The organism is Sphingopyxis sp. QXT-31 (assembly GCF_001984035.1).
Classification (GTDB): Bacteria; Pseudomonadota; Alphaproteobacteria; order Sphingomonadales; family Sphingomonadaceae; genus Sphingopyxis.
Window position 1 is genome coordinate 2,240,509 of the sequence record NZ_CP019449.1, and the last position, 19,336, is coordinate 2,259,844.

13 protein-coding genes are annotated in these 19,336 nt (G+C 68.3%); 5 read left to right on the forward strand and 8 right to left on the reverse strand.

Annotated features, from left to right (window positions below):
* From BWQ93_RS10695 to BWQ93_RS10715, 5 genes are read right to left on the reverse strand one after another with little or no spacing between them, the layout of a single operon-like run.
* Entirely contained in the window at positions 1-1,911 is a 1,911-nt protein-coding gene (locus BWQ93_RS10695; RefSeq protein WP_077030537.1) for a sialate O-acetylesterase, read from the reverse strand.
* Positions 1,908-2,783: an SMP-30/gluconolactonase/LRE family protein gene (locus BWQ93_RS10700; RefSeq protein WP_077030538.1), complete on the reverse strand. Its 876-nt coding sequence runs from the start codon at positions 2,781-2,783 to the stop codon at positions 1,908-1,910. Before BWQ93_RS10700 ends, BWQ93_RS10695 begins: the two co-directional genes overlap by 4 nt.
* On the reverse strand, positions 2,783-3,568 hold the full coding sequence (locus BWQ93_RS10705) for an SDR family NAD(P)-dependent oxidoreductase (RefSeq protein WP_077032328.1): 786 nt from the start codon (positions 3,566-3,568) through the stop codon (positions 2,783-2,785). Before BWQ93_RS10705 ends, BWQ93_RS10700 begins: the two co-directional genes overlap by 1 nt.
* Before the next feature lie 5 nt (positions 3,569-3,573).
* Entirely contained in the window at positions 3,574-5,013 is a 1,440-nt protein-coding gene (locus BWQ93_RS10710) for an aldehyde dehydrogenase family protein (RefSeq protein WP_077030539.1), read from the reverse strand.
* A 16-nt stretch (positions 5,014-5,029) separates the two neighbouring features.
* Positions 5,030-6,169 carry a fumarylacetoacetate hydrolase family protein gene (locus BWQ93_RS10715; RefSeq protein ID WP_077030540.1) on the reverse strand — a complete coding sequence of 380 codons (1,140 nt, stop codon included), beginning with the start codon at positions 6,167-6,169 and terminating at the stop codon, positions 5,030-5,032.
* A 211-nt stretch (positions 6,170-6,380) separates the two neighbouring features.
* Between BWQ93_RS10715 and BWQ93_RS10720 the strand changes: the two genes are divergently transcribed.
* Genes BWQ93_RS10720 through BWQ93_RS10740 form a run of 5 tightly spaced genes read left to right on the forward strand, consistent with a single transcriptional unit; the run spans position 6,381 to position 14,347 of the window.
* Positions 6,381-8,003 (forward strand): glycoside hydrolase family 43 protein, encoded by a 1,623-nt coding sequence (locus tag BWQ93_RS10720; protein WP_232314588.1) that lies wholly within the window; start codon positions 6,381-6,383, stop codon positions 8,001-8,003.
* Positions 8,000-9,511 (forward strand): tryptophan halogenase family protein, encoded by a 1,512-nt coding sequence (locus BWQ93_RS10725; protein ID WP_257787748.1) that lies wholly within the window; start codon positions 8,000-8,002, stop codon positions 9,509-9,511. The genes BWQ93_RS10720 and BWQ93_RS10725 overlap by 4 nt, the downstream gene beginning before the upstream one ends.
* A complete protein-coding gene (locus tag BWQ93_RS10730; RefSeq protein ID WP_077030541.1) occupies positions 9,508-10,782 on the forward strand; it encodes a tryptophan 7-halogenase in 1,275 nt (424 codons plus the stop codon). Before BWQ93_RS10725 ends, BWQ93_RS10730 begins: the two co-directional genes overlap by 4 nt.
* A 20-nt stretch (positions 10,783-10,802) precedes the next feature.
* Positions 10,803-13,322: a glycoside hydrolase family 3 protein gene (locus BWQ93_RS10735; RefSeq protein WP_077030542.1), complete on the forward strand. Its 2,520-nt coding sequence runs from the start codon at positions 10,803-10,805 to the stop codon at positions 13,320-13,322.
* Entirely contained in the window at positions 13,319-14,347 is a 1,029-nt protein-coding gene (locus BWQ93_RS10740; RefSeq protein WP_077030543.1) for a cupin-like domain-containing protein, read from the forward strand. Before BWQ93_RS10735 ends, BWQ93_RS10740 begins: the two co-directional genes overlap by 4 nt.
* Here BWQ93_RS10740 and BWQ93_RS10745 read toward each other — a convergent pair.
* From BWQ93_RS10745 to BWQ93_RS10755, 3 genes are read right to left on the reverse strand one after another with little or no spacing between them, the layout of a single operon-like run.
* The gene (locus BWQ93_RS10745) at positions 14,344-15,843 is read right to left on the reverse strand and encodes a tryptophan halogenase family protein (RefSeq protein WP_077030544.1); all 1,500 of its coding nucleotides are present in this window, start codon (positions 15,841-15,843) and stop codon (positions 14,344-14,346) included. The two genes, BWQ93_RS10740 and BWQ93_RS10745, sit on opposite strands and share 4 nt — an antisense overlap.
* A complete protein-coding gene (locus BWQ93_RS10750) occupies positions 15,840-16,736 on the reverse strand; it encodes an aldose 1-epimerase (RefSeq protein WP_077030545.1) in 897 nt (298 codons plus the stop codon). Before BWQ93_RS10750 ends, BWQ93_RS10745 begins: the two co-directional genes overlap by 4 nt.
* Positions 16,733-18,835, reverse strand: a complete 2,103-nt coding sequence (locus BWQ93_RS10755; protein WP_156878206.1) for a glycoside hydrolase family 5 protein — start codon at positions 18,833-18,835, stop codon at positions 16,733-16,735. The genes BWQ93_RS10750 and BWQ93_RS10755 overlap by 4 nt, the downstream gene beginning before the upstream one ends.
* Between the last annotated feature and the right edge of the window lie 501 nt (positions 18,836-19,336).

Below are 19,336 nucleotides of genomic sequence, written 5' to 3' on the forward strand. Positions count from 1 at the left end.
TCACCGGATCGGGATCTCGAAGCTGGTGACCGGCAGGTTCGCGCCGTCGAACAAATTGACCACCGGACTGTCCGCCCAAGCGTAACGGACGCGTGTTGCCGGTTGCCCATCGTCGGCGATCTCGACCGTAGCGCCTTTCGCCAACGCGGACGCAAAACGGCAGCTACCCGCCGCATCGCCGCACAGTTCGAATCCGATTGCCTGCGCGCTACTCCAGCTCGCCAAGGTACCGGTCACACCGTCGAACCGCACGACGATCGCACCGCCTTGCCGCGCCGCGCCCAGCACATGCGGGAACGCCTTGCCCCCGGCGGCGCGCGCTAGCCGGTGACCGAGTTCGATCTTGTTCGCAGGATGGATGTCGAGCCGCTCGCCGAGGTCGAGCGCGGGGATCAGCGTCATCGCGGGGTCGGCATCGGCAGCGCGGCGTTGTTCGTCGCGGAGCATCCCCCAGCCGCTATCGAAAGGCTTGGTCACCGGATCGCCATAATTGGCGAGACCGACAACGAGCAGCGGCAAATCATTGCGGCCGAACTGGGCGCGCCACCCGGCGATCAACGCCGCAAGCCGCGCGTCATATCCGGGCGTCCCGACGTCGGCCTCACCCTGATACCAGGCGATGCCGTCGAGGCGGATCGCGCCGAGCGGCGCGACCATCGCGTTGTGGATCAGCCCCAGTCCGGCGATCTGGTCCCACGGCGGGCGCGGCGCGGCGCCCGCCTTGTCCGTCGCGATGGCATAGGACCAGCCATCGCCGATCGGCATTTCGCTGCCATCGGCAAAGCTGAGCTTGAGCGCATCGGCGGGACCCTGAAAGCCGCCATTGCCCCAGCTGTCGCCGACGAGGACCATGATCTCGTTCACCCCGGCGCGCCAATATCCGGCGGGAACTGCATAACGGCGCGCATCGGACCAGCTGAAGCTGTTGGCGATTACCTCGCCATTGACGAAGGTTTCGTCGCTGTCGTCGATGACGCCGAGCGAAAGCGTCGCGCCTTGCGCCGCCTGCGCAGCGGTTAACGTCACGCTGCGCCGCGCCCAGACATAGCCGTTGAAGCTTTTGAAGTCGGCCCCCTTCCATTCGTCCCAATAGGATATCGCGGGAAAGGGCTGCCATGTCAGGCGGTCGGGCTTGATCCACGGTTCCTCGCCCGGTGCGTCGCCGCTGAGCTTTTGCCACCAGCCGGCCCAGCGCGGGAAGAACGCCTGGTTCGCCGCAAGCGGGTCGCGCGTGTAGAGCGCCAGCAGATCGGCCTCGTCCTGGCCGTAAATCGACCGTGTCGCGGCGGGCGTCAGCCAGGCGCGGATTTGCGTCCCGCCCCACGTCGCATCGATCGCGCCGATCGCCACCCCGCGCGCCGCCCGCAGGTCGCGCGCCATATAATAGCAGGCGGCGGAGAAATCGGGGACACTGTCGGCCGACGCGGGCGACCAGGACGGCAGCGCGGCGAAACGGCGTTGCGGCAGCGTCGCGGTCGCCTTTTCGACCGTCAGCAGCCGCAGGTCGGGGTCCGGGAAATTCGCCGCCTGCGTGTCGAAATCGAGCGCGCGGCGCACCGGCAATTCCATGTTCGACTGGCCCGAGCAGAGCCAGACATCGCCGAGCATGACATCCTTGGCCGCCGCCGCCACCTGACCGTCCGCGCCGCGAACGGTGAGTTCATAGGGACCGCCCGCCGGAAGCGCGGCGAAGCTGGCCTGCCAATATCCTTCGCCATCCGCGATTGCGGTCGCCTTCTTGTCCGCGAGCGTAACCGTCAGCTTGTCGCGGGGCGCCGCGGTGCCGTTTACCAGGATCGGCTGGCCGCGCTGGATGACGGCATGGTCGGTGAAGGTCGGGGCTAGCGTGACCTGGGCGTGCGCCGGACTGGCGCAAGCCGCGGCCGCCAGCAGCAGTGCTCGCCAGATCATGCCGCGCGCACCAGCGGCAGCGGGTGGCCGCCAACGTCGGGGCGAAAGGCGAAGAGCGCACCCGCGAGCGGCTGATCCGCGCGTTCGACGTCGGACATTTCCTGATGCGCCGATGTCGCATAGAGCGTCGCCAGATCGGGGCCGCCAAAGGCGAGCTTGGTGATGTTCGCGGTCGGAAAATCGACCTTCGCAATCTCTTCGCCCGCCGGGTTGAAACAGCGCGCCGCCCAGCCCGCGTAACAGCCGACCCAGACATTGCCCGCGGCGTCGGTGATCGACCCGTCGGGGTGCCCCATGCCGTCGCCGAAAGTCACGAAAGGCCGCAACGCACCGGGCAGTCCGTCCGGCCCGATCGGGGCGGCCCGGATTGTTCCGGCGAGCGTATCGGTGAAATAGATCGTCGCGCCGTCGGGCGCGATGGCGGGGCCGTTGGTGATCGCGATCCCGCTGGGGCCCGCCTGCTCGACCTGTCTCGCCGCCAGCCGATAGAAATTGCCGGTTTCGTCCTCGCACGCATTGTCCATCGACCCGAACCACACGGCGCCCCTGGCATCGGTGCAGGCGTCGTTGAGGCGATTGCCCGGCCGATCGGTCTCGACCGCCAGCCAGGCCGTAAATTCGCCGCTGGCCGGGTCGAACCAGTGGAGTCCGCCCTGCAATCCGCAGAGCAGCCGGCCGTCGTCCGCCGGCAGTGCCCAGCCGATTTCGCCCGGCGCGGACCACTGGTCCAGCGCAGCCGATGCGGGGTCGAAGCGCAGGAGCCGCTTCTGCTTGATATCGACGAACCACAGGCACTGGCGCGCCGCGTCCCACACCGGCCCCTCGCCGAGCGAGGTCGACGGCAAGGCGACCGGTTCGGGCGTCATCGTCATCAGCGCCAGCCCGCGTCGACCCAATAGTCGTGGCCGGTGCACATGCGCGCGTCGTCGGAGGCGAGGAACAGCGCCATCGCCGCGACATCGGCGGGCTGAACGCGCGCCTTCAGGCATTGCGCGGCGATGATCTCGGCCTCGCCCTCGGGCGTGTACCATTTGGCCTGGCGCGGGGTTTCGACATTGCCGGGGATGATCGTGTTGACGCGGATATTGTCGGCGCCAAGTTCGCGCGCCATCGAGCGCGTCATCCCCTCGATGGCGGCTTTTGCGGTCTGGTAAAGCACCAGATCGGGCAGCGCGAGGTGCCAGCTGATCGATCCGAAATTGACGATCGATCCGCCGCCCGCCGCCTTCATGCCCGGAATGACCGCCTGCGCGGCGAAAAACAGATGCCGCAGATTGACCGCGATCCGCTCGTCCCAATAGGCGGGGGTGACGTCGCTTATCGCGTGGCGGTCATCGTTCGCCGCGTTGTTGAGCAGGATGTCGAAATCGCCCATTTCGGCGGCGAGCGTCGCAACATTATGCCCGAGGCTGTCGAGGTCGGTGAGGTCGCAATGGGCGAAACGCGGCGCGACAAACCCCTCACCCGTCAACCGCCGCACCAGCGCCTCGCCGGCGGCGTCCTGCATGTCGAGAAAGGCGACATGCGCGCCCTGCCCGGCGAAACCCGTCACCAGCGCCTCGCCGATCCCCGTCGCGCCACCGGTTACCAAAACCCGTTTGCCCGCCAGGCTGGGATATTTCGCCGCCGACTTGTCGGCCTGTGTCGTCCGCGTCAGCACGCTCAATCCCCCGTGTAGACCGTCTTGATCTGCGTATAAAATTCGACCGCCGCAAACCCCTGTTCGCGCGGACCATAGCTCGACTTGCGCGTCCCGCCGAACGGCACATGATAATCGACCCCCGCGGTCGGCAGATTGACCATCACCATGCCCGCGCGGACATGCTTGCGGAAATGGCGGGCGTGCTTCTGGCTGTTGGTGACGATCCCCGACGACAGCCCGAATTCGCCGGCGTTGGCGATGTCGAGCGCCGCGTCATAATCCTTGACCCGCACGGTCGAAACCACAGGGCCGAAGACCTCCTCCCGATTGATCCGCATGTCGGGATTGGTGTCCGCGATCAGCGTCGGCGTCATATAATAGCCGGGCGTATAGGCCTTTGCGGCCTCGCCCCCGGTGACGCAGCGCCCACCCTCGTCGACCGCGATTTTCGCGTAACGCATATTCTGCTCGAACTGCGCTTCGCTCGCCGCGGGGCCGACCTGCGTTTCGGGGTCTAGCGCGGAACCGACGCGCAAGCCCTGCGCCTTTTCGGCGAGCGCGGCGACGAAGCGGTCGTGGATCGCATCCTCGACGATCACGCGCGACGAGGCAGTGCAGCGCTGACCGGTCTGGAAGAAACCACCGTCGAGCGCGATCGCCACCGCCTTGTCGAGGTCGGCGTCGGCAAGGACGACGAGCGGGTTCTTGCCGCCCATTTCCAGCTGCACCCGCGCCTGCCGCGCCATCGCGGCCATGCCGACCTTGCCGCCGACGCCCTGCGATCCGGTGAAGGAGATCGCGTCCACGCCGGGATGGTCGGCGATCGCCGCGCCGACCTGGCCCTGCCCGAGCACCATGTTGAACACGCCCGGCGGCGCCCCGCATTCCATGATGATGTCGGCGAGCGCGCTCGCAATCGCCGGGGTCACATTGGCGGGCTTGATTACGACGGTGTTGCCGAAGGCCAGCGCCGGCGCCGATTTCCACGAGGGAATCGCGATCGGGAAGTTCCACGGGGTGATCAGGCCATAGACGCCGACCGCCTCGCGATAGGTCGCGACGTCGAGCCCCGGCCGCGTCGATTCGAGCGTCTGCCCGTGGCGGCGCAGCGCCTCGCCGCCGAAATAGCGGAAGATGCGCGCGGCGCGCATCACTTCGCCCGTGCCTTCGGCGCGGGTCTTGCCCTCTTCGCGCGCCAAAAGTTCGCCAAGTTCGGCGGCGCGCGCCATGATCGTCGCCGCGACCTTGTCGAGCAGGTCGGCGCGGATCTCGGGCGACGCGGCGGCCCAGCCCGGCTGCGCCGCGCGCGCGGCGGCAACCGCGGCGTCGACCACTGCGGCGTCGCCGGCAGGAAAAAGCGCGACCACCTCGTCGGTGTTCGACGGGTTCAGGCTTTCCAGCGCGGCGTTGTCGGCGCCGATGCGCTCGCCGTTGATCAAATGCCCGAGTTTCAAAGTCACGGCGTAGGGACGTCCTTCAAATATGATCGATGAGCCCGCGGCTCGCGAGATTGCGGAACAATTCGGTGATGCCCATCGTCCACGGCGGCGCATCGCGCGATGTGGTGACGGTATTTTCCAGCGCTCCGAGCCGCGGCGAGGAAATCGTCACCCGGTCGCCGACCTTGTGGGTGAAACCGCCACCCGGCACGTCGCGATCCTGCGTCGGCGCAAACAGCGTGCCGAGATAGAGCGCATAGCCATCCGGATAATGATGCTCGCTGCGCGCCTGCGCGGCGAGATCGAGCGGATCGCGGCTGATCTGGCCCATCTGGTTCTTGCCGGTCAGCACATAGCCATCGGCGCCCTCGATCCTGAGGTCGATCTCGGCGCTGCGCACATCGTCGATCGTGAAACCGTCGTCGAACAGGCGGATGAAGGGCCCCAGCGCCGCCGAGGCATTATTGTCCTTTGCCTTGCCGAGCAGCAGCGCCGAGCGGCCTTCGAAATCGCGAAGGTTCACGTCGTTGCCCAGTGTCGCCCCGACCGCCTCGCCCGCGCTGTCCATGACCAGCGCGACTTCTGGTTCGGGATTGTTCCAGCTCGAATCGGAGCGGACGCCGACCGGGGCGCCATAGCCGACCGAAGAGAGAACTGCCGATTTGGTGAAGACTTCGGCATCGGGGCCGATCGCGACCTCCAGATATTGCGACCACATATTCTCGGCAATCAGCGCCCCCTTGAGCGCGGCCGCCTCGGCCGAGCCCGGGACGACCGCGCGAATGCCCTGCCCGATATGCTGCTCCAGCCCGGCGCGGATGCTCGCGGCCTGCGACGCGTCGCCGCGCGCGCGTTCCTCGATCACGCGCTCGATCGCCGACACGGCAAAGGTGACGCCCGCGGCCTTGATGCATTGCAGGTCGATGGGGCTGAGCAAGCGCGCCCCGTCGCGCAGCGCCGGCGCCTCGGGATCGAGCACCGCGACCTGCCTGCCATGCTCGGGAAGCCATTGGCGGCGCGCGATCGCGGCCGATACGGTCGCGGCGCTGGGGGTCAGGTCGTAAAGCGTGCCGCCGTCGATCAGCACGGGCGTCGGACCCGCGCCGAAATCGACTCGTCCGAGCAGGCGAGCAGACCGCCAATCGGCAGGCAAAACGGGGCCCAACGCAAAACCCATTGACCTGAAACCTCCCCACAGCCATTGTTGTGATAGCGCTACCATCACGCTCTAGGGGGTCGTGTCAAGGTTGGCGATCAGAAAATCCGTCGCCGGGCGGGGCCGCAGCCTCACCGGACGAATGGAGGGGAGAGGCGCGTTGCGGGGTTGGTGCTATATTGCCTGGGCGGCTTGGACTCTGGCGGCGACGCCCGCCGCGGCCCAATCGGACGTGCCGCCCGTCGCAAGCTTTGACTATGTCGCCTATTCGGGCACGCCCGATGCCGAATCGGCGGTCGCCGGACCCGGCGATTTCGCCAATCCGGTGCTGCCCGGTTTCCAGCCCGATCCCTCGATCGTTCGCGTCGGCGACGACTATTATCTGGTCAATTCGACCTTCAGCTGGTTCCCCGGCCTGCCGGTCTATCACAGCCGCGACCTTGTCCACTGGCGCCAGATCGGCAACGCCATCGACCGCCCCAGCCAGCTGACGATCGGCAAGGTCGGCGTCACGCGCGGACTGTTCGCGCCGACGATCAGCTACGAGGGCGGGCGCTTCTATATCGTCAACACCTGCATCGACTGCGGCGGCAATTTCATCCTCACCGCCGACGATCCCGCCGGACCCTGGTCCGATCCGCACTGGCTCGACTTCGGCGGCATCGACCCGTCGCTGTTCGTCGATGATGATGGCAAAGCGTGGATCGCCTACAATGACGCGCCGCCGGGGCCGCCCGAATATGACGGGCACCGCGCGCTGTGGCTGCAGCAGATCGACCTGGCCGCGATGAAGATGGCGCCGACGCGCACCTTGCTCGTCGACAAGGGCGTGCACGCTGCCGACAAGCCGGTGTGGGCCGAGGGACCGCATATCTACAAGGTCGGGCGCCATTATTATCTGACCGCCGCCGAGGGCGGCACCGCCGACCAGCACAGCCAGACCATCTACCGCGCCGAGGCGGTCACCGGCCCCTATCGACCCGGCCCGACCAATCCGATCCTGACCCAGCGCGACTTGCCCGAAGATCGGCCCTGGCCGGTGCAGGCGACGGGCCACGCCGACTTCGTCCAGATCGCCGACGGCAGCTGGTGGGCGGTGTTTCTCGCGACGCGGCCCTATGCGGGGCAGCAGACCAATTTGGGGCGCGAGACCTTCCTGTTGCCGGTGCAATGGAAGGACGGCTGGCCGCTGATCCTGCCGTCCGGAACGGCGATCGCGCCGACCGGCAGGCGCCCGGCCCTGCCCGCCTTCGCGGGTGACACGCTGGGCCAATGGCGCGACGACTTCGACGATCCGCGCCTGGCGCTCGACTGGATGATGCTCCGCACCCCGCAGGGTCGCGCCTGGTGGAGCCTGTCAAGCAGCAAGGGGGCGCTGCAGCTGACCGCCCGCCCCGTCGCCGCAGGGTCGCTCGACCAGCCGAGTTTCGTCGGCAAGCGGCTGCGCCATCACGACGCGGTGTTTGAAGCCCGCGTCACCTTTGCGCCCACCGCGACCGGCGACCACGCCGGGCTGCTCGCGCTCACCGACGAGAATCATTTTCTCTTCTTCGGCCGCGAGCGGCTGGCGGGCGGCGACGCGATCGTGCTGCGGCGCCGCGGCGCGGCGACGGAACCCGCCGAGGGTGTGGTCGTGAAGCAGGCTACGCTCGGCGCTAGGCCAGCCGCCGCGATCGATTTGCAAATCCGCCTGAACCGTGACAAGGCCGCGCTGCAATGGCGCGCGGCCGGGGCCACGGATTGGCAGACGCTGGCCGCCGATGTCGACGCGTCGGTGCTCGCCACCGTCGGCGCCGGGCTGTTCACCGGCGCGGTCATCGGCCCGTACGCAGCGCGCACGGACGCCCGGCCTTGACCCGGCCCGAGCCCGTCCGCGTGGTCATATTGGGCGGCGGCACCGCCGGCTGGATGACCGCCGCCGCGCTCGCCAAATTGCTGCCCGGACAGGCCGACATCCATCTCGTCGAATCCGAAGAGATCGGCATCGTCGGGGTCGGCGAGGCGACGCTGCCCCACCTGCGCGAGTTCATCCGCCGCTTGGGGCTGGACGAGATGGACTTCATGCGCAAAACGCGCGCGACGTTCAAACTCGGCATCGATTTCGTCGACTTCGGCGCGATCGGCGAGGGTTATATCCATCCCTTCGGCGCCTATGGCACCGACATCGCCGGGGTCGGCTTTCACCATTATTGGCTGCGGATGAAGGCCGCGGGCCGTGTCCCGCCGATCTGCGACTTCTCGCTCCCGATCGTCGCTTCGCGCGCGAGGCGCTTTGCGCCGATCCCCGCAGGCGGCGACTTCCTCGATAGCAGCTACAGCTATGCCTATCAGTTCGACGCGACGCGCATGGCGCCGATGCTGCGCGCCTTTGCCGAGGCGCATGGCGTGCGGCGCAGCGAGGGCAAGGTGGTCGGAGTCGAGCGCGATGCGGCAAGCGGCGATATCGCGGCGCTGCGCACCGACCGCGGCGACGTGATCGCCGGCGATCTGTTTGTCGACTGCTCGGGCTTTCGCGCGCTGCTGATCGGCGAGACGCTGGGCTCGCCGTGGGAGGATTGGTCGCAGTGGCTGCCGTGCGACCGCGCCGCGGCCTTGCCGTGCACCGCGCCCGACGGGCCGATCGAGCCCTATACCCGCGCGACCGCGATGCCCGCCGGCTGGCGCTGGCGCATCCCGCTCCAGCACCGCGTCGGCAACGGCTATGTCTATTCGAGCGCGCATCTGTCGGACGACGAAGCCTGCGGCGCGATCCTGGGCGCGATCGAGGGCGAGCCGCTCGCCGATCCGCGCGTGCTGCGCTTTCGCGCCGGGCGGCGGACCAAAAGCTGGGACCGCAATGTCGTCGCGATCGGCCTCGCCAGCGGTTTCCTCGAACCGCTCGAATCGACGAGCATCCACCTCGTGCAACAGGCGGTGACGCGGCTGGTCGAACTGTTCCCGCAGCGCCGTATCGACACGTCCGACCGCGACACCTTCAACGCGCTCGTCGATCGCGAATATGACCGCATCCGCGACTTCTTGATCCTGCACTATCATGCCACGCGGCGCGACGATTCGGATTTCTGGAACCATGTCCGCACGATGGCGGTGCCCGAAACGCTGCAGCGCAAGATGGACCTTTGGCGGACGAGCGGGCGCGTTGAACTCTATACGCAGGGCCTGTTTCTCGAGGCGAGCTGGGTCGCGGTCTATCTGGGCCAGGGGGTCGTGCCTTTATCCTATGACCAGCGCGCCGACACGCCGGCGCCGGACCGCCTCGCCAGGTCGCTGACCGAACTCGATCAGGCGATCCGCCAGCGGGTCGCGGCCTGGCCCGACCATGGCGACTATCTGCGCCAGTCCGGCGCGTGGGAAGCGGCATGAGCGGAGCGGCGGGCGCGACGCGGTCGGTGCTGGTCGTCGGCGACGGCGTCGTCGGGCTGGCCGCCGCGATTGCGCTCCGCCGCGCGCTGCCGGGCGCCGCGATCCGGCTGATGCAGTTGCCGGGCGACGAGGACAGCTGGCTCAACCGGCTGGGCGCGGCGAGCCCGATCATCCATCGCTTCCACCGGCAGATCGGGCTCGACCCCCGGCTCTTCACTCGGCGGACCAACGCCGATCGGGCGTATCTGCGCCACTGTGTCCGCGACGGGCAGCCGGCAGTTCGCGAAGCGAGCACCGCGGCGATCCCCTTTGTCGAGGGTGTGCCGCTGCATCACATCTGGCTGCGCCACCGCCTCGAGGACGGCGAAGGCGCGACCGATTTCGCCGCGATGCTGCTCGCGCTGCGCGAAGCGCGCGGCGACGAGGGCGGCTTCGGCCCGCGCTTCGACATCGCCGCCTATCAAAGCCTGCTCGGCGAGATGGCGGCGGCGCTCGATATCGGCATCACGGCGGCGGCCGACGTCACGGTCACGGCGGACAATGGCGCGGTCGCGGGTATTTCGGCCGATGGCGGCGCATTGCTGCGCGCGGATCTCTATGTGGATGCCGCCGGTCCGCGCTCGCGCCTGCTCACCGCGCTCGGAGTCGGATGGACCGACTGGTCGGACTGGCTGCCGAAGCTGTCGCTTTCGATATCACCGGACGGCGGCGTCGCGCAGGGCGACGAGCGGCTGACCTACGAAGGCGGCGCGATCGTCTGGCAGACCCGCGTTTGGCGCGCCGCGCTCGCCCCCGATGCAACCGCCCGCGGCCCCGGCTGCCTCGGCCGCTGTTGGCTGGGCAACGCCGTCGCCATCGGCGAAGCCGCCGTGCGCGCGCCGACCGCCGATGGCGTCGGCCTCGGCGTCGCGCTCGAGGATATCTTGCGGCTGATCGCGCTGCTGCCACGTCCCGACGGTGGCGGGCAAGAGCAGCGCGAATATGACCGCCGCGCTGGGATCGCCTATCGCGCGCTCGCCGACTGGAGCGGCCTCGGCACAGCGCCGGGCGCCGACGGCCCGCCAGGCCTTGCCGAAATAGGCGCGGCCTTTGCCGCGCGGGGCCGTGTGGCGATCGACGAACTCAGCCCGATCCAGCCCGGCGAGTGGCTTGCACGGCTGATGACGCTTGGCCCGCCGCCGCGCCGCGTCGATCCGACCGCATGGGCGCTGCCCGACGCCGTCGTCCGTTCCACCATCGCGCGCGCCGCGCCGGCGCGCGTGCCGACCTGAATCGCCAAGAGAGGATGAGGATGCGCAAAAGTCTATGGCTGATGCCGCTGGTGCTGGGCGCCTGCGCCGCACAGGGCGGCGGACCCGCAGCGTCGGCGGCGTCCGCCGACGCGGGCAAGCTCCTACTCGCGCCGGTCCCGCCCGAGGCGACGGCGAATCCCGCGCTCTGGCCCAAACCGCACTGGCCGCAGCCGCGCGATGCCGCGACCGAAGCGCGCATCGCCGCGCTGATCGCGCGAATGACCGTGGAGGAAAAGGTCGGCCAGATCGTGCAGGCCGACATCGCCAGCGTCACGCCGGAGGAGGCCAAGGCCTACCATCTCGGATCGATCCTCAACGGCGGCAACAGCGGCCCCGGCAACGACGATCTGGCGCCGCCCGAAAAATGGCTCGGGCTCGCCGACGCTTTTTATGCGGCGTCGATCGATACGTCGGGCGGCGGCGTCGGTATCCCGATCATCTGGGGCACCGATGCGGTGCATGGCCATAGCAACATCGTCGGAGCGACGATTTTTCCGCACAATGTCGGCCTCGGCGCCGCGCGCGATCCCGACCTGATCGAGCGGATCGCTCGCGCGACGGCGCTCGAAATTCGCACGACGGGCATGGAATGGACCTTTGCCCCGACCGTCACCGTGCCGCAGGATTATCGCTGGGGCCGCGCCTATGAGGGCTATTCGTCCGACCCGGCGCTCGTCAGCGAATATGTCGGCCGCATGGTGCGGGGACTCCAAGGTCCGGCGACCGGCAAGGATTTGCTCAAAGGCCCCTATGTCATCGCCTCGACCAAACATTACCTCGCCGACGGCGGCACCGTCGACGGCCGCGATCAGGGCGATGCGCGGATCAGCGAAGAGCAGTTGCGCGACATCCACGGCGCGCCTTACGTTCCCGCGCTCGAACAGGGCGTCGCAACGATCATGGTCAGCTTTTCGGGCTGGAACGGGGTCAAGAACACCGGCAACAAGTCGCTGCTGACCGATCTGCTCAAGGACCATATGGGGTTCGACGGCTTCCTGGTCAGCGACTGGAACGCGCACGGCCAGGTCGCAGGGTGCACCAACGCCTCCTGCCCGCAGACGATCAACGCCGGGCTCGACATGGTGATGGCGCCCGACAGCTGGAAGGCGATGTGGACCTCGCTCGTAGCGCAGGCGAAGGACGGCACGGTGCCGATGGCGCGGATCGACGATGCCGTCGCGCGCATCCTGCGCGTCAAGATGCGGCTCGGGCTGTTCGAGGCAGGCAAGCCGTCGAGCCGGCCCTATGCTGGGCAATGGGATTTGCTAGGCGCGCCCGCGCATCGCGCCATCGCGCGCGAAGCGGTGCGCAAGTCGCTCGTGCTGCTGAAGGATCAAGGCGGAGTGTTGCCGATCAAGCCAGGCAGCCACATTCTCGTCGCCGGCGATGCCGCCGACGATATCGCCCGCCAGTCGGGCGGGTGGACGCTGACCTGGCAGGGCACCGATGTCACCAACGCCCACTTTCCGGGCGCCACCTCGATCTGGAAGGGGCTGGACGACGCCGTAAGGGCAGCCGGCGGCAGCGCCGAATTGGCGCCGGGCGGCGCCTACCGCAAGAAGCCCGACGCCGCGATCGTGGTGTTCGGTGAAACCCCCTATGCCGAATTCCAGGGCGACCTGAAGACGCTCCAACTCCGCCCCGAGCTTCGCGCGCCGTTCGCGACGATGCAGAAGTTGAAGGCGGCGGGCATCCCGGTGATCGCGGTGATGATCAGCGGGCGGCCGCTGTTCATGAACCCGGAGCTCAACGTCGCCGATGCCTTCGTCGCCGCCTGGCTGCCGGGCTCGGAAGGCGGCGGCGTCGCCGATGTCCTGGTCGCCGGCAAGGACGGCAAGCCGCGGTTCGATTTCACCGGCAAGCTGCCGACCGCCTGGCCCGCCACCGCGCGCGCCGACGGCCCGGTCCTGTTTCCCTTCGGCTATGGGCTGGGCCTGAACGACCGCGCGACATGGACGACGCTGTCCGAAGAACCCGGCGTGGAAGCCAGCGACAGCGGCAATGTCTGGTTCGCGCGCGGCGTTCCCGCCGCGTCCTGGTCGCTGCGCGTGCTCGACGGCGCGGGCGACACGACGCGGATCACCTCGGTCCCCGCCGCGGCGCTCGGCGGGCGCGTGACGGTCACCGCGACCGACCATGTCGTCCAAGAGGGTGCGCGCCAATTCGCCATCGCCGGCGGCCCGGCGACGGTCGAAGTGTCGGGCCACGCCCCGGTCGATCTGTCGCGCGAGAGCAACGGCGACCTGTTGCTGGTCGCGACGATGCGCGTCGACCAGCCGCCGAAGCAGCCGGCAACGCTGGCCGTCAATCGCACCCCCATACCCTTTGCGGCATTTTCGCTCGCAACCGCGGGGCAATGGCGCAGCTACGGCGTGCCGCTGAAATGCTTTGCTGCTAAGGGGGCCGACATGACCAGGGTCGAGACGCCTTTTCGCCTGACGACCGACGGCGCGGCACGCTTCAGCCTTGCCGAGGTGCGGTTGGCGTCCGTGGCGGATGTCATCATCCCCTGCCCATGAAGGACTGGCTCACCCGCGCCGCGCCGATTGCCGAGATCGACGCGCGCGACGCCAGCGCAGCCCAGGCGGCGCTGGCGGCGGCGAACGGACGCCCGCTGGTGTTGCGAGGGCTGACCGCGGACTGGCCGTTGGTCGCGGCGGGAAAAGAGGGCATCGCGGCGCTGGCAGAGCGGCTGGCCGGCTACGGCCCCGGCGCGCCTATGAATGTCTTCACCGCGCCGCCGGGGACGCACGGCCATTATTTCTATCGCGGCGACATGACCGGTTTCAACTTCCGCACCGAGCAGGCGACGATGCCCGAACTGCTCGACCGGCTGCTGTGGGCGAGCACGCTGGCCGATCCGCCCAGCTTTTACGCGGGATCGACCCCGGCCGCGGATTTCATGCCCGGCTTCCTTGCCGATCACCCCTTGCCGGTCGCGGCCCCGGGCGCAATCCCGCGGCTGTGGACCGGCAATGCCTCGCACATCGCGACCCATTTCGATCAGTCGGACAATATCGCGGTCGTCGTCGCGGGCCTCCGCCGCTTTGTGCTGTTTCCGCCCGAACAGGTCGCGAACCTCTATCTCGGCCCGCTCAACAAGACCCCGGCGGGGCAGCCGGTGAGCATGGTCGCGGTCGACGATCCCGACCTCGCGCGTTACCCGCGCTTCGCCGAGGCGATGGCCGCGGCAGCGGTCGCGACGCTCGATCCGGGCGATGCGATCTTCATTCCCTCGCTCTGGTGGCACAACATCCGCGCCACCGGCCCGCTCAACCTGATGGTCAATTATTGGTGCGATGCCGGCGCCGGCAGTTCGCCCTTACTCGCCTTTGCGCACAGCTTGCTGGCGATCCGCGATCTGCCCGCTGCCGAACGCGCCGCATGGCGGACATGGTTCGACCATTTCATCTTCGGCGACGAGGGCGCGGCCGCCGCCGATCATCTGCCGCCACATGCCCAGGGCGTGCAGGGCGCAGCGTCGCCCGAGCGCGATGAGACGATCCGCAATTTCGTGCTGCGCGGGCTGATGGGGCCGCGCTAGCGGCTGACGAGGCGCGCGATATGGTCGGCGTGCTTTGGCATCGCACGTGCCTGGGTTTCGAACACCGACGCGATCCGCTCCATCGCCGCGACGATCCGTTCGTCGTCGGTCGCGTCGACCAGCGGGTCATAACCCTCGGGCATGATATTCTGCCCCAGCATCACTGCCGCCCAATTGGCGATCCCGAACAGGTCGTGGTCGAAGCGGCGGATACGGCCCTTGGTGCGGAACAGCTCGATCTTCTGCGCCAGGCTGTCGGGGATCTCCATCGCCGCCATGTCGCGCCAGAAGGGCGTGTCGCTGCGCGCGGTCGCCTTGTAATGCAGCACGATGAAGTCGCGGACATATTCATATTGATCGATCATCAGCCGGTTATATTCGTCTCGCTCGGCCGCGCTGAAGCGCATGTCGGGGAACAGCCAGAACAGCTTGTTGATCCCGGTCTGGATCAGGTGGATGCTCGTCGATTCGAGCGGTTCGATGAACCCGCCCGCGAGGCCGAGCGCGACGACATTGCCGTCCCACAAACGCTCGCGCACCCCCGCCGTGAAGCGCAGGCCGCGCGGTTCGGCGAGCGGCTCGCTGTCGAGATGGGCGAGCAGGGTGGCGCGCGCTTCCTCTTCGCCGGCATAGGCGCTGGAATAGACGATGCCGTTGCCGGTGCGGTGCTGGAGTGGGATGCGCCACTGCCAGCCGAAGCCATGCGCAGTGGCGCGCGTCGCGGGTATGAGCGGATCGACGCGCGCCGACGGCACCGCGAGCGCGCGATCGCACGGCAGCCAGCGCGACCAGTCGCGATAGCCGACTCCCATCTCTTTGCCGAGCAGCAGGCTGACGAAGCCCGAGCAGTCGATGAAGAGATCGCCCGCGACGGCGCGCCCGTCGGTGAGGTGCAGCGCCGCGACATGCCCGCTCGCCGGGTCGCGCGACACGCGCTCGATGCGCCCCTCGATGCGGGTGACGCCCCCGGCCTCGGCGCGGCGGCGCAGATAGGCGGCGTAGAGCGCGGCGTCGAAATGATAGGCGGCCGCCATCTGGTGGAGCGGCGAGCGCGGGTCGCCGCTCTGCGGCGCATAGCCGCCATGGCGCACCGCGGCGCCGGTGATGAAATAGTCGGTGAAGGGCCGGATGCGCGGATCGTCCCGATGCTTGAGCCAGAACTGGTGAAAGGCGATGCCTTCGAAATTGTGGCCGGGGTCGCCGAAGGGGTGGAGATAGCGCTCGCCGAGCGCGCCCCAGTCGACGAATTCGATCCCCAGCTTGAAGGTGGCGCCGGTTTCGCGCAGGAACTCGGCCTCGTCGATGCCGAGCATCCGGTTGAAGTCGCGGATCGGCGGGATCGTCGCCTCGCCCACCCCGACGGTGCCGATCGCATCGGACTCCACGAGCAGGATGCGGCGCTGGCCGTCATTGAGGAAACGCGCCGCCGCGGCCGCCGCCATCCAGCCGGCGGTGCCGCCGCCGACGATCACGACGGTGCGGACCGGATCGATCACCGTGCCGCTTCCCGAGCCCGGGTACCGAAGCGCACCCGCGCTGCGATCGTCTCGCCCGGCGCGGCGACGGGCATCGCTTGCCCGCGGTCGCCGAGGTTCAGCGCATTGTTGCTGTGCGGCACCGGCTCGAAGCAGAAATAGGCGGCGCCCGGCGGCGTATAGACCACCGCGCACGGCAGGTCGGAGGTGATCGACAGCGCGAGCCGCCGTCCCTCCCACGCGATCCCGGCCAGCCCGGTCCAGCCGTCATACCCATTATCAAGATCGGTCGCGGCTACCGCCAGCCCACCGCGGAAATCCTCGGCGGGCCCCGGGGTGTCGGCGTGCAGCGGAAGCCCGTCGCGCGCCGAGCCCCAGACCTGCGTCGCCGCAAAGTCCAGATGCGCGCCCGCGGCATCGAAATAAGGATGCATACCGAACGCCAGCGGCACCGCGATATCGGCACCGTTGGTCGCGGTCATGCGGATGTCGAGGCCGCTGCCGGTCAGTTGGAAATGCTGCTCGGCCACAAAGGGCCAAGGCCAGTCGGCGTCGTTCTCATGGTCGAGGCGCAGCACCGCGCGGTCGGCCACCGCCTCGACCACGCGCCACGCGCGGCGCCAACCGACGCCGTGGATCGCATGCCGGTCGGGCAGCCCGCTCGGCGGCAGGCGATATTCGGCGCCGCCCCAGCGGAAATGCCCGCCGCCGATGCGGTTCGAAAAAGGGACGAGCGGGAAGTTCGCCATAGCCAGCGGATTCCAGTCCGGCCCCGGCGTAACGCCCGATTCATGGAACATCGGCTGCCCGCCCACACGCCACGCCGCGATGGCACCGCCCGCCTCGGGCACCAGTATCAGCCGCGCATCGCCCGAGGCCAGTGTCAGGGTATCAAGCAGGGTGGTGCAGCTCATTTCCCCAGTTCAACCGAAGGCGTGCCTTCGCGCAAGACATAGACCGGACCGATCTCGAGCGCCTGCTCCGCCCCCGCGGTGTGTAGCGCCAGCTGGCCCTGTCCCGCGGCAAGCGCCCGTGTGGCGGTCGTACCGATCTGGTAGAGCCGCCAGTTCGGCCCGACGATCAGGATATTGTCGGCAAAGCCATCGTAAGGCGCGCTATTCTGCTGCACCCGGATGGCGAGCTTGCCCTGCCCGTCGGGGGTCGCCGCCGAGACGGTGCGCGCGAGGACCGCGATGCGCAGCCGGTCGCCCTCGGCGATCGCGCCCTGCAGCGGCACCGAAGCCCCTGCGTCATAGGCATTGGCGCTGGCGGTGCCGACCGTCAGCAGCGTCGCGACGCGGCCATAGACATTGGTCGTGGTCGCCTTCGCCGTCTGCGCGGTGCCATAGAGCAGCCATTCGCGGTTCGCCGGATCGTTGAGCAGGTCGCCCTTGCCGACGAGCTGCGGCGGCAATTCGGGATCGGCGGCGGGCGCGGCCGGCGCCGCGGCCTGGCGGATCGTCTTCGCACCCTCGACGACGATCACCTGGCCGATCTCGATCGTCTGGCGCGCACCGGCGAGCTGCAGCCCGAGCACCGCCTGTCCCTTGGCGATGTCGCGATCGGCCTGCGCGGCGACTTCGTAGAGCTGCCACTCGGAGCCGATGGTCAGCGCGGTGTCGCCGAACCCGGCATAAGGCGCGACATTCTGCTGGAAGCGGACGCCGATCCGCCCCTTACCGTCGGGCGCGTCGGACTTGATCGTGCGCGCCCAGAAGGCGGCGACATAATCGCCCTTGCTGCGCAGTGCGGTGCGGATCGGCACATTGGCACCGGCGTCATAGGGCGCCGTGCCCAGCGATTGCAGCGCGAACTGCACCGCCGCGCCGCCGCCGGGGATATCGGCGGACCGGACGTTCTTCGCCTTCATGATCGCGCCGAAGGTCGCCCAGTCGAGCGCGGACGGATCGTTGATCAGATGGCCGGGCAGCGCGTCGTCGAGCGCCTGCAGTTCGGGGGTCGGCTGCCGTTCGCCGGCCACAGCGGCTGGCACCGCCGCGGGAGCGGGCGCGGTCGTCGTGTCGGGAAGGCCGATCGCCCCGCGCATCGCGGGCAGCCATTGCTTCTTGTCGCTGTCGTAAAAGGGGAAGGTGTTGGTGTAAGCCCAGGTGCACATGCCGATGCCCAGCGGCGCGAAGGCCTTGGTCACCGCGGCATGATATTTCACGCGCTGGTCGAGCGGCGCCGTCGTATGCGCGCCGGTCTCACCCATGAAGGGCAGCAGGCCGGTGCGCGCCGTGTAATCGCGGATCTTCTGCACATCGCGCACCAGCCGCGCGGCATCGTCGGCGCTGCCATATGTACGGCCGAGCGGCGGCACTGGCTCCACCCAGTCGGCGCCTTGGTGGGTAAATTCGAACGGCTCGTAATAATGGAAGGTCGGATAGACGTTGCGATCGTCCGGCAGCGTCAGCGTGGCGAGCGAATCGATCCCGCTCCAGAACTCGCCGCCGATGATCACCGGCCGGTCGGGATTGGTCGCGCGCACCGCCGCCAGCGCAGGCGACAGCGCTTCAATCAGGTTGGCGTTGGTGAATTTGTCGTGCGGCTCATTCTCCAGTTCGAACCACAAGGTCTTGATCGGCTGGTCGGCGAAGGCAACGGCGATCTGCTTCCAGATCCCGGCAAAGCGCGGTGCGCTGCCCAGCGGATCGCTGTGCATCGATTCGAAATTATGGCTGTCGAGGATGACGTTGAGGCCCGCCGCCTGCGCCGCGCCGACCAGATGCTTCACCCGCGCGAGGAAGACAGGTTCGATCGTGTAGGGCGCCTCCTTTCCTGCATGACTGTCCCAGCGCACGGGCAAGCGAATGGTCGTGAAGCCGGCTGAAGCGATATTGGCGAAATCGTCGTCGGCAATGCGATGCCCGCCCCATGCCGTTTCGGTTGGCGGCTCGAGGCTGTTGCCCATGTTGATGCATGTCCCGACGGGCAATCCACGCGGTGCCGCGATGCTGCGTACGGGCACCGCCATCGACGCCACGACCGCAGCCAGCAAAATTGCCCTTTTCATCCGGACCCTCCCAATCGGCCGTCGTTTGATCGCGGCTTACCACAATTTGGTAGCGCTACCAGTCTGCCGGGTCAAAACCTAATTGTCCCCATAAATGGGTCCCGCTCCAACGGGCGAAGGCGTCGCCGAATGCCCGTAATGCACTAAATATTGGTCATAAGCTGGGGAAGATGACCGGCGGCGCGACATCCGAATTGGACAAAAGCCAGCGCCAAAGTCCTCTATGGAAATACCCACTGAACGCGATGCCCGCCCGAAAGACTGGCACAGAGCGTACTTTTAAGCGTTCGTGATCGGCATGTTTCGGACGGCTGCCTCGCGGTCGGCCAGGACTCAAATCAGGCGAGATGCCGACTTCCCGGTCCGACCTGAAGGGGCCCTGCGCGGTGCCGGGATCCGATCAAGGAGACCACCCATGACCAGGACGACCACGCGCGCGAAGCTGCTCAAGCTCCCGGCCCTCGCGCTCGCATGGTCCGACCAGCGCCGACTGCTCGAATT